Below are 14,266 nucleotides of genomic sequence, written 5' to 3'. Positions count from 1 at the left end.
TTGAGATCCGGTCCGGTCGGACATTCGAACAGGTATGACTACCGATACATTGACCGGACGCCGCATCGCCATTCTCGCTACAGACGGCGTCGAGCAGGTCGAACTGGTTCAGCCTCGTGAAGCCGTCGAAAATGCCGGAGCCACAGTCACATTGGTGGCACTCGACCATGGTGACATCCAAGCGATGGAGAGCGACGTCAATGCCGCCGACACCTTCACGGTCGACCGCGTCGTCGCCGATGTCTCCGCGGACGACTTCGATGCGCTGATCCTGCCCGGCGGCACCACCAACCCCGACCAACTTCGCGTCGACGCGGACGCGGTGGCGTTCGTGCGCGCATTCGTACAAGCCCGCAAACCGGTCGGCGTCATCTGCCACGGTGCCTGGACTCTCGTCGAGGCGGACGTCGTGAAGGGCCGGACGTTGACGTCCTACCCGAGCATCCGAACCGACATTCGCAACGCGGGAGGAACCGTCGTCGACGAGGAAGTGGTCGTCGACGGCAACCTGGTGTCGAGCCGCAATCCGGACGACCTGCCGGCCTTCTGCGCGAAGATCGTGGAGCATTTCAGCGCTTGATAGGTTAGCGTGCCCTATGCACATTTCTCGTTCGTTGGCTCTGCCTGCGGCAACCCTCGCCCTCGCCCTCACTCTGACCGCATGCAGCTCCGACAACGGCGACACCACCGACCCCTCGGAGGCCGGTGGTGTCGTCGTCACCGACATGTTCGGCGACGTCGAGGTCCCGGCGAATCCGCAGCGCGTGGTTGCACTCGGCTGGTCGGACGCCGAGACCGCACTGGCGCTCGGCGTCCAACCTGTCGGAGCGAGTGACTGGCTCGGAGTCGGCGGAAACGGCCTCGGCCCGTGGGTCGACGAAACCTACGACACCGACCCCACGATCGTCGGCACCTTCGACGTCGACATGGAGTCGGTGGCGGCGCTGGCACCGGATCTGATCCTGTGGACTCGTAGCACCAACGACAAAGCCGTCTACGACGACCTGTCCGAGATCGCCCCGACTGTCGCCGCGCCGCCGGGAACCGACGTCGCCTACGGCACCACGTGGGACGGCCAGACCGAGATCGTTGCCCAAGCGCTCGGAAAGGTCGACGAGGGCAAGAAGCTCGTCGACGACACCCAGGCACTGGTCGACGACACCATCGCCGCCAACCCCGAATTCGCCGGCAAGACCGTCGCCGTCGGCACGCTCTACAGCGGACAGGTCGGTGCCTACGTCCGCGGCGACACCCGCGTCGACTTCCTCGAGTCGTTGGGCATGGAGAACACCCCGGCCGTCCAGAACCTCGCGCAGCCGGGAGCATTCAGCATCGAACTCTCCGAGGAGAACATCTCCGCGCTCGATGCCGACCTCACCGTCATGTTCCCCATCGGCACCGGACCCGAGGTGATCACCGACAACCCGTCGATCCAGGGCCTGCCGTCGGCACGCGACGGACGCCTCGTGGTGCTCGGAGATCAGAACCTCTCCAACGCATTCTCGGCAGCCTCGGTCGCAGGCACCCGATACGCACTGGAGAACGCAGTGCCGCTCTTCGCGGCACCACTGAAGGGCTAGATCACACCCTCCCTGGGGGGCTTGTCACACTCTCCCTGGAGGGAAGCCACCCGCGGCGATCGGTCCCCAGGTGTCGATCACGATGCGTATCAACGACTTTCCCTGCTTCACCATCGCCGCGCGGTACTCGTCCCAGTCCGAGTGCTCGCCGGCGATGCTGCGGAAGTACTCCACCAGAGGCTCGACCGCGTCGGGAAGATCGATGATTTCGGCGGTACCGTCGACCTGGACGTAGTCGCCATTCCAATCATCACTGTGCACCAACACCGTGACGGCGGAGTTGCGGCGAATGTTGTGCACCTTCGCGCGCTCGGGGTACGTGGCGATGACGATGCGGCCTTCCGAGTCGACCCCGGCCGAAACCGGGGAGACCTGCAGGCCGTCGTCGCGCTTGCGGGTGATCAGGGTGTGATGGTGCCGCGGAGAGACGAATTCGAGCAATTCCTCACGCGACACGGTCTCGGCTTTTGCGATGGTAGGGGCCATGATCCCCATGGTAGAGAAGTAGTCTCATCGGTCATGGCCGACAACTCGAAATTGTGGACGCTCTCTCCCGTCGACGTGCTGCGTGCCGGCGCGTCTCCACGCGTGGAGGACATCGATTTCACCGCAACTCCGGGATTCGACGGCAAGAAGGCCCACGGCAACGACGTCCTCGAACAGCGGGGTGCGGTACTGGCCGCGCTGCAGGAGAAGCTCTACGCCCATGGGCGCGCGGGTGGAACCAGGTCGGTTCTGCTGGTACTCCAGGGCATGGACACCGCAGGCAAGGGCGGAATGGTCAAGCACGTCATCGGCATGGTCGATCCGCAGGGCGTGGACCTGGCGTCGTTCGGGGTGCCGACTCAGGAAGAGAAACAACACCACTACCTGTGGCGAATCCGCAAAGCACTTCCGCGGGCCGGCCGCATCGGGGTGTTCGATCGCTCCCACTACGAGGACGTCCTCGTCGTCGCGGTCCACGACTTGGTGCCACGGCAGGTGTGGGAGAAGCGATTCGACGAGATCAACGCCTTCGAGAAGGAATTGACCGAACAGGGAACCGTCGTGGTGAAGGTCGCGTTGTTCGTCTCTGCAGACGAGCAGAAGAAGCGGTTGCAGGAGCGGCTCGATCGGCCCGACAAGCATTGGAAGTACAACCCGGGCGACGTCACCGAGCGTGGCTTCCTACCGCAGTACCGGGCGGCGTATCAGCGGGTGCTGGATCGGACCGACGTCGATCATGCACCGTGGTACGTCGTACCGGCCGATCGGAAATGGTACAGCCGCCTGGCTGTCACGGAGATCCTGATCGACACGTTGGAGAAACTCGATCTCGATTGGCCCGCAGCCGATTTCGACGTCGAACACGAGAAGAAGCGTCTCGCCGAGAGCTGAACGAGAAGGGCCCGCGACACTGCGTCGCGGGCCCTTCTCTCATGCTGGGTACAGCTGGGTGAAGATTTACAGCGTGGCTGCGTCGATCACGAAGCGGTAGCGCACGTCGGACTTGACGACGCGGTCGTATGCCTCGTTGATCTTCTCGGCCGGGATGACCTCGATCTCGGCACCGATGTGGTGCTCGGCGCAGAAGTCGAGCATTTCCTGGGTCTCGGCGATGCCACCGACCATCGAACCGGCGAAGGAGCGACGGTTGGCCAGCAGGTTGAACGCGGGCACCTCGAGGGGCTTCTCGGGAACACCGAGCTCGACGAGGGTGCCGTTGCGGGCGAGCAGTCCGAGGTACTTGCCCATCGGCAGGTTCGCGGAGACCGTGTTGAGGATCAGGTCGAACTTGCCCTGCAGATCCTTGAGGGCGGTGGTGTCCTTGGTGGCGTAGTACTCGTCGGCACCGTAGGCCTTGCCGTCGGCTTCCTTGGCGTCGGTCTGGCTCAGCACGGTGACGTGTGCTCCGAGTGCGTGCGCGATCTTGACGCCTATGTGGCCGAGGCCGCCCATGCCGATGATGGCGACCTTCTTGCCCGGTCCTGCGCCCCAGTGCTTGAGCGGCGAGTACAGGGTGATGCCTGCGCACAGCAGAGGTGCGGCGACGTCGAGCTCGACGCCCTCCGGGATTCCGAGAACGAACTTCTCCGTCACGACGATCTGGGTGGAGTAGCCGCCGTGGGTGAACTCGCCCTCGTAGGTCTTCGAGTTGTACGTCTGGACGACGCCCTTGGTGCAGTACTGCTCGTCGCCGTCCTTGCACGCCTCGCACTCGCCACAGGAGTCCACGAAGCAGCCGACGCCGACGCGGTCGCCCACCTTGCGGCTGGTCACCTCGGAGCCGACCTCGGCCACGATGCCTGCGATCTCGTGCCCGGGAACGACGGGGTACGTGGTGCCACCCCACTCGTTACGGGCGGTGTGGATATCGGAGTGACAGATGCCGGCGAACTTGACGTCGATGAGGATGTCGTGCGGTCCGACAGCGCGTCGCTCGATCGTCGCCTTCTCGAGCGGGGCGTCAGGAGCGGTGGCCTGGTAAGCGGTAGCTGAAGTCATAAGTACATTGCTACCTACGCATCGGTGCAAGCGCAAGGCAGCTACCGCCTCGACCAGGCTATTCCTACTCTAAACGAGTCGTTCGCAACAGTAACGTCAGCTGTTCTTGGCGATGTTGCCGCCGAGCCACAGAACGTATGCGCCCAGACCGATCAGTCCGATCTTGCGAGTCTTGGGGTATGCGATCGCGGCACCGACCGCCAGTTCGGTGGCTCCGTTGCGACTGATCCAGGTCCGAGTGTCCTTGGGGAACGGAAGCTTGGTGATTCCCTCGAACGCCTCGGGCACCACGAAGTGGGCGGCGCCGGTGGCCGCCAACCCGATCCCGAATGCCTTGGGAACCACACTGTTCGACTTCGTGGACTTGCTCACTGACATGCTCCTGTGATCGAAGTGACTGCATTCGCAGACCGACAATAGCGGTCCGGTGACCGTCGCGGGGCAACCCGCCCGCGGCGGTGTCTACTTTGCGATTCGGCCGTTCTCGTAGCGGTAGAAACCGGCTCCGGCCTTCTTGCCCATGTGCCCGGATTCGACCATTCGCAGCAGCAGCGGCGGTGCTAGGAAGAGGGGTTCCTCGAACTCCGAGTACATCGAATCTGCAATGGCTTTGACCGTGTCGAGGCCGATCAGATCGGCGAGTGCGAGCGGCCCCATGGGGTGCGCCAGACCCAGCACCGTCGCCTTGTCGACGTCTTCCTTGGTGGCGAACCCGGATTCGACCATGCGAATCGCGGAGAGCAGATACGGCACGAGCAACGCGTTGACGACGAAGCCCGATCGATCTGCCGAGCGCACGACCTGTTTGCCGAGAACATCGCCCGCGAAGCGCTCGGCCCGGTCTGCCACTGCCGGTGACGTCAGGTCGGTGGTGACGAGCTCGACGAGTGGCAGTACCGGGACCGGGTTGAAGAAGTGCAGACCCACGACTCGGCCGGGTGCCGTCGTGGCGGCTCCCAGGCTCACGATGGGAATGGAGGAGGTGTTGGAGGCGATGACGGCATTTGGGTCGGTCACCACCGAGTCGAGTTCGGCGAAGATGTCGGTCTTGATCTTCTCGTCTTCGAGCACTGCTTCGACGACCAGTTGGCGGTCGCCGAAGTCGGCGAGGTCGGCGGTGAATCGCAGCCTGCATGCCGCTTGCTCACGCTCACGTTCGGTGATCTTGCCGCTGCTGACGCCGCGGTCCAGCGATTGCAGAATGCGGCTGCGACCGGCCGTCGCCAGTTCGCGGGTCTGTTCGTGGACCAACACGTCGACGTGCGCACGGGCGCAGACCTCCGCGATTCCTGCACCCATCTGCCCCGCTCCGACGATCCCCACCCTCTCGACCGTCACAGGAGGCTCCTAGTCATTGATGTTGCGGCACAACAGGTTGAAGTGAGATGCGGGTAACTCTTACCGGGTACGCCCAAAACCTTCGTCGTACAGAACAGGCGGCCCGCAACGAATGTTGCGGACCGCCTGACTAGTGCGCTGAAAATCCGGAGAGGCGGAACTGCTTAGTGGAACTGGCCTTCTTCGGTGGAGCCCTTCAGTGCTGCCGTCGAGGTGTTGGGGTCGACGGTGGTGGCGATGCGGTCGAAGTAGCCTGCACCGACCTCACGCTGGTGCTTGATGGCGGTGAAGCCGCGCTCTTCGGCAGCCTTGAATTCGCGCTCCTGCAGGTCGACGAACGCGGTCATGCCTTCGCGGGCGTAGCCGTGTGCCAGGTCGAACATGCCGTAGTTGAGCGAGTGGAAGCCTGCGAGGGTGATGAACTGGAACTTGAAGCCCATGGCACCGAGTTCCTTCTGGAACTTCGCGATGGTCGCGTCGTCCAGGTGCGCCTTCCAGTTGAACGAAGGCGAGCAGTTGTAGGCGAGCAGCTGGTCCGGGAACTCGCTGCGAACCGACTCGGAGAACTTCTTGGCGACCTCGAGATCCGGCACGCCGGTCTCCATCCAGATGAGGTCGGCGTACGGGGCGTAGGCCTTCGCACGGGCGATGCAGGGCTCGATGCCGTTCTTGACGCCGAAGAATCCTTCTGCGGTGCGGGTTCCGTCGAGGAATTCACGGTCACGCTCGTCGACGTCGGAGGTGATCAGCGTGGCTGCCTCGGCGTCGGTGCGGGCGATGATGACCGACGGGACGTCGGCGACGTCGGACGCGAGGCGTGCCGAGGTCAGGGTGCGGATGTGCTGCTGGGTGGGGATGAGCACCTTGCCGCCGAGGTGGCCGCACTTCTTCTCCGATGCGAGCTGGTCCTCCCAGTGCACGCCTGCGGCGCCGGCCACGATCATGGCCTTCTGCAGCTCGTAGGCGTTCAGTGCGCCACCGAAGCCGGCTTCGGCGTCGGCGACGATCGGTGCGACCCAGTTCTTGACGGAGGTATCGCCCTCGATCTTGGCGATCTCGTCGGCGCGCAGGAGTGCGTTGTTGATGCGACGGACGACGGACGGCACCGAGTTGGCCGGGTAGAGGCTCTGGTCCGGGTAGGTGTGGCCCGAGAGGTTGGCGTCGCCTGCGACCTGCCAGCCGGAGAGGTAGATCGCCTGGAGGCCGGCGCGAATCTGCTGCACGGCCTGGTTGCCGGTGAGGGCTCCGAGCGAGTTGATGTAGTCCTCGTTGTTGACGAGGTCCCACAGGATCTCGCTGCCGCGGCGAGCGAGGGTCGCTTCTTCGACGACGGTGCCCTGGAGGTCGGAGACCTGCTGTGCGGTGAAGTTACGGGTGACGCCCTTCCAGCGGGGGTTGGTGTCCCAATCCTGCTGGATCTCGGCGGTGGTCTTCGGGGTGCCGGTGGTCGACATCTTCAGCTCCAGTCTCTTCTGCTTCTCGGCCTGCCTCGAGACGAATCTTCACATCGTTGCCAGGCCCTTCTGGTGTACTCCAGAACAATGGCACACCCGAAAACATGCGTCTACCAGTTGTTAGTGCCAATCTTGGCTAGCTTTACGGGCGTCGTTGCTAATGTTGCAAATTTTTGGTCGACACAAACCTCTCCGATCGGACAGCGTGGTTACTCGCCAGTAGCGATGAATCCCCAGTTGATGAACGGAATGAACAAAATTCTTTACCGGACGCTTGTACGGTTTGACGAGGGCGTCTGAATCGAGTCAGAAACCGAGCACTTTGTGATCGACATCACAGTACTCCGATCTCACGATGTGAACATGGCACGGGTTGCTCCCCTCGACACCACTTTCGCGGGGATCCCCCGACCGACGCCACCGAGTGGAGCAGAAGTTGCACTCATCCACAGGCTGGCACCTGTCCACAGGGCTTTCGATTTCCCCAGGTCGAGCATCGAAGACCACCCACGCCATCGCCGACGCTGCACCCATGACAGCCAACTCCACTCCCGCCCAACCCGGTCATTCCGCAGACTCCACTCCCGCCCAACCCGGTCATTCCGAAGGCTCCACTCCCGGCCCCTCCACATTCCGACAGCTCGTCTCCTCCGGACTCCATCCCAGCACCGTCTCGCGACGCTTCACCCGCGTTCTGCCGACGGTCCATATGCGCGGGGAGCCGTCGACGATGGATCGGTGTCGGGCCATCGCCCTGTGGCGACCCGATGCCGTACTCAGTCACCGTTCGGCCGCATACCTACGCGGCTGGACGACCGAGCCGTCCACTCTCGATGCAACCGTCCCCCGCTCGGCCCGGTTGCGACCACCGCCATGGCTCCGACTGCACCGTCGCGCACTCGATTCCCGGCTCGTCGACGAGGTCGAGTCACTGCCTTGCACCACTCCTGCGCAGACGATGCTCGATTGCCTGGCGGCACTCCCTCGCGAAGAGGCCGAGTTGCTGATCGACGAGCGTCTGAAGTTCGGACTCGACCCTGCGTCGCTCATCTGCCTACTCGAGCGATTCCCGGGTCGACGCGGCAACGCAGAGTTGGCCCGTCAGGTCCGGTTGGCAGTGACGAGGTTCGCCTCGGAACCGGAGCGGGCCCTCGGCCGGGCATTGCATCGGATCGGCCTGTATCTGGAGATGAATGCGACAGTCGGCTCGTTCGTCTGCGACCTCGTCGACCGTCGCAGCCGAACGATCATCGAGGTGGACGGACGCGAATTCCACAGTGCAGCAGAGGTGTTCAGCAAGGATCGACATAGACAGAACGCCCTGGTACTGGGTGGCTGGTTGGTGCTGCGCTACTCGGCGTTCGATGTGCTTGCCGCGCCGGATGTGGTGGCTGCCGAAATCGCGTCGGTTGTCAGGCGGCGTCGGGAATCGCGGCGATGAGAGCACACAATGCTCCACTCGCCGGTCCGCACGAGGGATTTACCGGATCCACCGCGCCGAGTGGAGCACCCATTGCATCAGGCGCCGCGATGAACCCACAGAGCAGAAAATGCTCCACTCCCGGACCCGCGTATGACATTTTTCGCACGCGGCCCCGGGAGTGGCGCACCGGTTGCCGAGATCAGATGCGAACGCCGGTTCGGTCGTCGCTGTGTGCAATCACCTGCGACGTGATCGGCGTCCGACGCGAGGCCAGCACACCGAGGCCGCCCATCGCGGCGATGACGAGTCCTCCGACGATCGCGAACAGGTCGGCGGCGAGCAATCCGGACGGGAACACCATCAGCGCGGGCGAGACAGCAAGCAGCAACCCGAGGCCGACGTGGGTCCAATGACTCTGTCTCGACGAGGATCCGATGGCCCAGAGTGCAGACGACGCCGCAAGGATGCCGAGCACGAGGATGGCACCGGTGACTTCCTGGTCTCCCTGGACGGGAAGCCAGACGGTCGATGCGACGAGCACGGCTCCGGTGACGAAGACGACGACGTCCCTGACGATTTCCGATGTGCGTTGACGATTGGACATGACCGCTCCTCGTGGTGCGTGGTGAATAGCTCGTACACCGGTATACGCCCTTACTTCGGCTAATGTTCCCGTTGGCTGTCGAATTGTGACCCAGTAGCCGATTGCGAACGGTGTTAACCCGATTCTTCGCAGGCGTAGCCTGGCGATATGTCGAAAACCTTCGTCGGCGTGCGGCTTCGGCAGCTCCGCAGCGAACGCAGCATGAGCCAGGTGTCACTGGCGCAGAAGCTCGGAATCTCCGCCAGTTATCTCAACCAGATCGAGCACGACGTGCGTCCACTGACGGTGCCGGTGTTGCTGCGGATCTCCGAGGTGTTCGGCGTCGACACGTCGTTCTTCTCCTCCGAGGACGACACCAGGCTGGTTGCCGAACTCCGCGAGGTGGCGCTCGATCAGGATATGGGGATCGATGCCGATGCCCACGAGATCGCGCAGATGGTCAGCTCTCACCCGCAGTTGGCGCGGGCGATGGTCAACATGCACCGCCGATACCGCAATACGACGGCTCAGCTGTTGGCCGCTACCGAGGAGCGGTTCTCCGACGGCAGTGGCAGTGGTTCGATCAGCAAGCCGCACGAGGAAGTGCGTGACTACTTCTATCAGCGACAGAACTATCTGCACGAATTGGACACTGCGGCAGAGGCTCTGACCTCGAGAATCCGGTTCCATCGCGCCGACGTCGGTGGCGAGATCGCCAAGCGGCTGCGGACGGTTCACGACGTGCAGATCGTCAATCGCATCGACCTCGGCGAGAACGTGCTGCATCGGTTCGATCCGCAGACGCGAGTGCTGGAGATCTCACCGCATCTGTCCGGCGGGCAGAAGGTGTTCAGGTACGCCGCCGAACTCGCCTATCTCGAATGCGGGGATCTGCTGAAGAAGATGGCCGACGAGGGCAACTTCACCAGTGAGTCGTCGAAGAAGTTGGCGGTGCTCGGTTTCGCGAACTACTTCGCGGCCGCGACGGTGTTGCCGTATCACCAGTTCCACGACGTCGCCGAGGATTTCCGGTACGACATCGAGCGGCTCTCGGCCTTCTTCTCGGTCAGCTACGAGACCATCTGCCATCGCCTGTCCACCTTGCAGAGACCCGAGTTACGGGGTGTTCCGTTCTCGTTCGTGCGCGTCGATCGCGCCGGGAACATGTCGAAGCGCCAGTCCGCCACGGGCTTTCACTTCTCGTCCAGTGGTGGCACGTGCCCGCTGTGGAACGTGTACGAGACCTTCGCCTATCCGGGCAAGATCATGACGCAGATCGCCGAGATGCCCGACGGCCGCAGTTACCTGTGGATCGCACGCACCGTGGAGCGACGTGCCGCGCGATACGGACAGCCCGGCAAGACCTTCGCCATCGGCCTCGGATGCGAACTGCGCCACGCCGGTCGGCTGGTGTACGCCGACGGTCTGGACGTACAGGGCTCGGCGGCGGCGACACCGATCGGAGCGGGCTGCCGGGTGTGCGAGCGTTCCAACTGCCCGCAACGCGCGTTTCCGCCACTGGGTAAGGACCTCGACATCGACGAGCACCGAAGTTCGGTGTCGCCGTATCTCGTTCGCTGAGAAGAAAGGAAGACTGCAATGACACGCATCGGCGTTGTACTGCGACCCGAACTTGCGCCGGAGGATCTCGTCGACGCGGCTCGTGCGGCCGACCGCGCAGGCGTCGACGAGGTGTGGTTGTGGGAGGACTGCTTCTACTCCGGTGGATTGTCGGCTGCTGCACTGGTTCTCGCGAACACCGAACACGTGAGCGTCGGCATCGGGGTGCTACCGACTCCGATGCGGAACGTGGCAGCCACAGCCATGGAGATCGCTACCGTGGCCCGTGTCCATCCGGGGCGGCTCCGCGTGGGGCTCGGACACGGAGTTCAATCGTGGATGGGGCAGATCGGGGCGCGAGTGCAGTCGCCTCTGACGTTGCTGACCGAACAGATGACAGCGCTCACCGCACTGTTGGCGGGCGAGAGCGTCACCGTGCAGGGGCGGTACGTCTCACTCGACAACGTGCAGCTGAATTGGCCTCCGCTGCAACCGCCGCCGCTGCTCGTCGGTGCGACGGGGCCGAAGACTCTGGCCCTGAGCGGACGCACCGGTGTGGGAACCATCCTCACGAGCGAGACGTCACCGGATCAGGTGCGAACGGCCATCGAGCACATCGATGGTGGGCCGGACCACGAGATCGTCGTCTACATTGCCGCCGCGACCGATTCCGATGCCGCGCTGAGCAACCTGCAACGCTGGATCGATGCCGGTGCCACCACCGTCGTACTCGAACCCCCTGCGGACCGAGCGGATCCGACCACGTTGTTCACCCACGCCGCGGCAATGACGGCACAGGTCAACTCGCCGTGAATCCCCTGGCACGATCTTTGTCCTCGGTCGTCCACAGTGTGGTCGTCACCTCGGCCCGCACCAATGGAATCACTTCTTCGGCGAACTGTCGTAACGTGTCCTTCTGACGCTCGAAGTCCAGTACGTGGTTGATCGAAACCGATTGCAGATCATGGCCGTACGCGTCGTGGTAGTCGAGTATCTTCGCCGCGACGCGTTCGGACGAGCCCACCAGTGCGGGCCCCCGCGCTACCGCGTCGTCGATGGTCCGAAAGCTCGTCACCTTGCCCTTGGCCGCCGGATCGTGTTTGCGCTTGTCCTGCTGCGCGACGATGCCCTCGTAGATCGGCCGATAATCGGCAACGGCAGCCTCGGTCGTCGTGCCGAGGAACAACCCCCCGGAGCCAGCACCCACGTACGCCTTGTCCGGGTCATGACCGTGATTGCGATACTGCTCGCGGTAGCGGTCGATGAGTTCCTTGTAGTTCTCCCTCGGCTGCAGTGCGTTGGCTGTCACGATGGGGTCTCCCCACTCGGCCGCCAGATCGACCGCCTCGATCGACGTGGCCGAACCGTGCCAGATTCGAAACGGCCCGTCGAAGGGCCTGGGCAGTGTGGTGGCGTCGGACAACGGATGTCGGTGGCGCCCGGTCCAATCCACGTGCTCCTCACGGATCAGCCTGCGGAGCAGTTCGTAGTTCTCGGTGAGGTACTCGTACTGGCGCGCGATGTCGAGTCCGAACAGTGGGTACTGCAGTACTTCGTTGCCTTTGCCGATGACGACTTCGAGGCGGCCTCGACTCAGTTGATCGACGGTGCCGAGGTCTTCGGCGACGCGAATCGGATCCAACACCGACAGGACGGTGACGCCGGTGGACAACAGAATGCGATGTGTCGCCTGGGCGAGCGCGCCGAGAAGCACCGTGGGAGCGGACGAGAGCACGTCTCCCGCGTGCCGTTCTCCGACAGAGAACGAATCGATGCCCAGTTCTTCTGCAAGAACGGCGAGTTCGATCAACCGGTCGAATCGGTCGGCCGGGTGCACGACTGCACCGGTGGCCGGGTGCGGAGGGTTGAAGACGATGTCGAGAACCTGAAAGCGCATAGTTCTACCGGGACTTCCAGCCGAGGGACTCGAACGATTGCCTGAGCGTCACACGCGAACCGATCGCCTCACCGCTGCGCAGGCGCGACAGTACCGACGAGATCCAGGATGACGTACGCCCTTGTGTCACATAGTATTCCGATAATCGTTGCTCGTAGACAGGCACCGCAGCGTCGGCCACCACGGCGTCGTAGTTTTCGTGATGGAGCACCGAGGAGATGGGCAATCGCGGCTTCACCCCAGCCGTATCCTCGCCCGCTCGGCCCAGCGCCAAGCCCACCACCGGAACCGATTGTTCGGCCAGTGCCAGCTCGGCAGCAATCTCGTCGGGTGCGTTGCGCACCGCCCCGACATACACCGTCCCCCATCCCAGCGACTCCGCAGCGACGACGGCGTTCTGCGCGGCCAACGCTGCATCGATGGCACCGAGAATCGTACTGTCGAAGTAGTCGGCACCGCCGAGTTCGGCGTCGTGCGCTGCGGCGAGCCGTCGGGCCCGCCCGAGATCGGCCACGAACACCAGGAACACCGCAGCCTCGGCGACGAACGCCTGGTTCCCGGCCAGCGCCGCCAGACGCTTCTTGCGCGCCGGGTCTCGTACCGCGATCACGCTCCAGGCCTGCAGGTTCGATGACGTCGGCGCGGATTGGGCTGCGGCGACGATGGTCTCGATCGTCTCGGTGTCGATCGGATCGTCTGTGAACGTCCGCACCGAGTGATGCGACAGCAGAACGTCGATCGTCTCGTTCGTGTACGCCAATGCCGTCAGAGCAGGATCGCGGTAGCGCTGCTGAACCCACGAGGCCGAAAGGGAGGTCACGTGTCCCACGCTCCTCCGAAGGACGCCGACGCGCCACAGTTGCGCTCGCCGTGATTCGAAGGCTAGGGCTTTCGGTGCCGATGCTGCCGGAGGTAGCGTCCCGCGTCGGCGAACGCGCGTGCTCGACGCGTCAGTGCGGGTGGGGCGGGCTTCTCACCTCGCCACAGGCGGTACAGGGTGCTCATGCTCAGGATGAGTCGTTCCGGTGAGTCCCAGTGTGAGTACTGCCCGAATTCAGGAGATTTCAGCAGGTTGAGGGCGGCTTCGGTTGGACCGAGCCCGGCGTCGAAGCAGCTGCGTCCGGCCTCGGATACCCAGGTCCAATAGTTGTGGAGCGCCCGGATCTCGCCGGTGCCGCACAGGGGTCCGTGGCCGGGAACGTAGACGTCGGCATCGAGTTCGAGAAGGTGGTCGAGCGCGTCGATCCAGTTCTGCAGAGGTCCGTGCCAGAGCACCGGGGTGGCGTCGATGAAGAGCAGGTCGCCGGCGAACACGACTCCGACGTCGGGGAGATGGGCGATGAGGTCGCCTTCGGTGTGTGCTGGGCCCAGGTACCGCAGGTGGACCGGTCGCCCCGCCACGTCGATGGTCTCGGTGGTGTCGAAGGTGTGGTCGGGCAGTCTCGGCAGACTCGTGGGGAAGGTGGCCTCGCCGCGAACTCGGTCCATGTAGGAGCCCATTGCCCCGACCGGCCCCGGCACCCAACCGATCTTCGCGCCGACAGATGCGAACGCGTCCACCCCTTTCGGCGGTGTTTCCTCTTTCATCGCGTGCAGCGACGCGGTACTGGTGGTGATGCGGGCGGTGGCAGGGACGGTGTCGTTTCCCCACCAATGATCGCCGTCGGAGTGGGTGTTGAGCACCTCGGTGATCGGTGCGTCGGCGACCAGTTCGGCGGTGTCGGCGACGACTCGCTGCGCCCAGTTCACATCCCAGACGGTGTCGATCAGCATCGACGCCGAACCCGGTGCCACGATCAGTCCGGTGTTGGTCTGTCCCCAGCTGCCGGGCGGCCGCATGAATGCCCAGGTGTCGTCGGCGATCTGTCGATACCCCACCTCTGTGTCTGCCACCGCCACAGGCTAGCCGGTGAGCAGCTCCTGCGGGCTCGAGTTGGACCGACATTC

General features: G+C 63.9%; 15 protein-coding genes. 6 read left to right on the top strand and 9 right to left on the bottom strand.

The features are described 5' to 3' along the window. The first annotated feature begins 34 nt into the window (after window positions 1-34). Together NY08_RS22295 and NY08_RS22290 are read left to right on the top strand one after the other, a co-directional pair. Window positions 35-580: a type 1 glutamine amidotransferase domain-containing protein gene (locus tag NY08_RS22295; RefSeq protein ID WP_032393844.1), complete on the top strand. Its 546-nt coding sequence runs from the start codon at window positions 35-37 to the stop codon at window positions 578-580. A 16-nt stretch (window positions 581-596) separates the two neighbouring features. Beyond that, a complete protein-coding gene (locus NY08_RS22290; protein WP_045198855.1) occupies window positions 597-1,580 on the top strand; it encodes an iron-siderophore ABC transporter substrate-binding protein in 984 nt (327 codons plus the stop codon). A 24-nt stretch (window positions 1,581-1,604) separates the two neighbouring features. Here NY08_RS22290 and NY08_RS22285 read toward each other — a convergent pair whose 3' ends face one another. Next, window positions 1,605-2,066, bottom strand: coding sequence for a PPOX class F420-dependent oxidoreductase (locus tag NY08_RS22285; RefSeq protein WP_032394153.1), 462 nt, complete (start codon window positions 2,064-2,066; stop codon window positions 1,605-1,607). Window positions 2,067-2,099: 33 nt separating this feature from the next. Between NY08_RS22285 and NY08_RS22280 the strand changes: the two genes are divergently transcribed. Beyond that, the gene (locus NY08_RS22280; RefSeq protein WP_045198853.1) at window positions 2,100-2,957 is read left to right on the top strand and encodes a polyphosphate kinase 2 family protein; all 858 of its coding nucleotides are present in this window, start codon (window positions 2,100-2,102) and stop codon (window positions 2,955-2,957) included. Between the two features lie 66 nt (window positions 2,958-3,023). Here the strand turns inward: NY08_RS22280 and NY08_RS22275 are convergent, their stop codons facing one another. The 4 genes from NY08_RS22275 to aceA form a co-directional block, all read right to left on the bottom strand. Further along, a complete protein-coding gene (locus NY08_RS22275; RefSeq protein ID WP_032393841.1) occupies window positions 3,024-4,064 on the bottom strand; it encodes an NAD(P)-dependent alcohol dehydrogenase in 1,041 nt (346 codons plus the stop codon). 96 nt (window positions 4,065-4,160) lie between these two features. Further along, complete coding sequence (locus NY08_RS22270; protein ID WP_371828351.1) at window positions 4,161-4,442, bottom strand: hypothetical protein; 282 nt, start codon at window positions 4,440-4,442, stop codon at window positions 4,161-4,163. Window positions 4,443-4,526: 84 nt separating this feature from the next. Beyond that, window positions 4,527-5,402, bottom strand: a complete 876-nt coding sequence (locus NY08_RS22265) for a 3-hydroxybutyryl-CoA dehydrogenase (protein ID WP_032393839.1) — start codon at window positions 5,400-5,402, stop codon at window positions 4,527-4,529. Between the two features lie 164 nt (window positions 5,403-5,566). Then, window positions 5,567-6,856, bottom strand: coding sequence for an isocitrate lyase (gene aceA / locus NY08_RS22260; protein ID WP_027498404.1), 1,290 nt, complete (start codon window positions 6,854-6,856; stop codon window positions 5,567-5,569). Between the two features lie 532 nt (window positions 6,857-7,388). Here aceA and NY08_RS22255 point away from each other — a divergent pair. Beyond that, complete coding sequence (locus NY08_RS22255; RefSeq protein ID WP_082073915.1) at window positions 7,389-8,297, top strand: DUF559 domain-containing protein; 909 nt, start codon at window positions 7,389-7,391, stop codon at window positions 8,295-8,297. A gap of 181 nt (window positions 8,298-8,478) precedes the next feature. Here NY08_RS22255 and NY08_RS22250 read toward each other — a convergent pair whose 3' ends face one another. Continuing rightward, a complete protein-coding gene (locus NY08_RS22250; protein ID WP_032393838.1) occupies window positions 8,479-8,883 on the bottom strand; it encodes an SPW repeat domain-containing protein in 405 nt (134 codons plus the stop codon). Between the two features lie 147 nt (window positions 8,884-9,030). Here NY08_RS22250 and ramB point away from each other — a divergent pair, with 147 nt between their 5' ends. Continuing rightward, window positions 9,031-10,443: an acetate metabolism transcriptional regulator RamB gene (ramB, locus tag NY08_RS22245; RefSeq protein ID WP_032393837.1), complete on the top strand. Its 1,413-nt coding sequence runs from the start codon at window positions 9,031-9,033 to the stop codon at window positions 10,441-10,443. An 18-nt stretch (window positions 10,444-10,461) separates the two neighbouring features. Then, entirely contained in the window at window positions 10,462-11,235 is a 774-nt protein-coding gene (locus NY08_RS22240) for an LLM class flavin-dependent oxidoreductase (RefSeq protein WP_045198849.1), read from the top strand. On the opposite strand, the gene NY08_RS22235 is transcribed toward NY08_RS22240, so the two are convergent. The 3 genes from NY08_RS22235 to NY08_RS22225 form a co-directional block, all read right to left on the bottom strand. Continuing rightward, window positions 11,222-12,319: an LLM class flavin-dependent oxidoreductase gene (locus tag NY08_RS22235; RefSeq protein ID WP_045198847.1), complete on the bottom strand. Its 1,098-nt coding sequence runs from the start codon at window positions 12,317-12,319 to the stop codon at window positions 11,222-11,224. The two genes, NY08_RS22240 and NY08_RS22235, sit on opposite strands and share 14 nt — an antisense overlap. A 4-nt stretch (window positions 12,320-12,323) precedes the next feature. Continuing rightward, the gene (locus NY08_RS22230) at window positions 12,324-13,139 is read right to left on the bottom strand and encodes an NADPH-dependent oxidoreductase (protein WP_082073914.1); all 816 of its coding nucleotides are present in this window, start codon (window positions 13,137-13,139) and stop codon (window positions 12,324-12,326) included. A 62-nt stretch (window positions 13,140-13,201) separates the two neighbouring features. Then, window positions 13,202-14,212: an MBL fold metallo-hydrolase gene (locus NY08_RS22225; protein ID WP_235386996.1), complete on the bottom strand. Its 1,011-nt coding sequence runs from the start codon at window positions 14,210-14,212 to the stop codon at window positions 13,202-13,204. Between the last annotated feature and the right edge of the window lie 54 nt (window positions 14,213-14,266).

The sequence above is a fragment of the Rhodococcus sp. B7740 genome (genome assembly GCF_000954115.1).
Taxonomy (GTDB): Bacteria; Actinomycetota; Actinomycetes; order Mycobacteriales; family Mycobacteriaceae; genus Rhodococcoides.
This window is presented reverse-complemented; position numbering and strand designations above follow the sequence as displayed.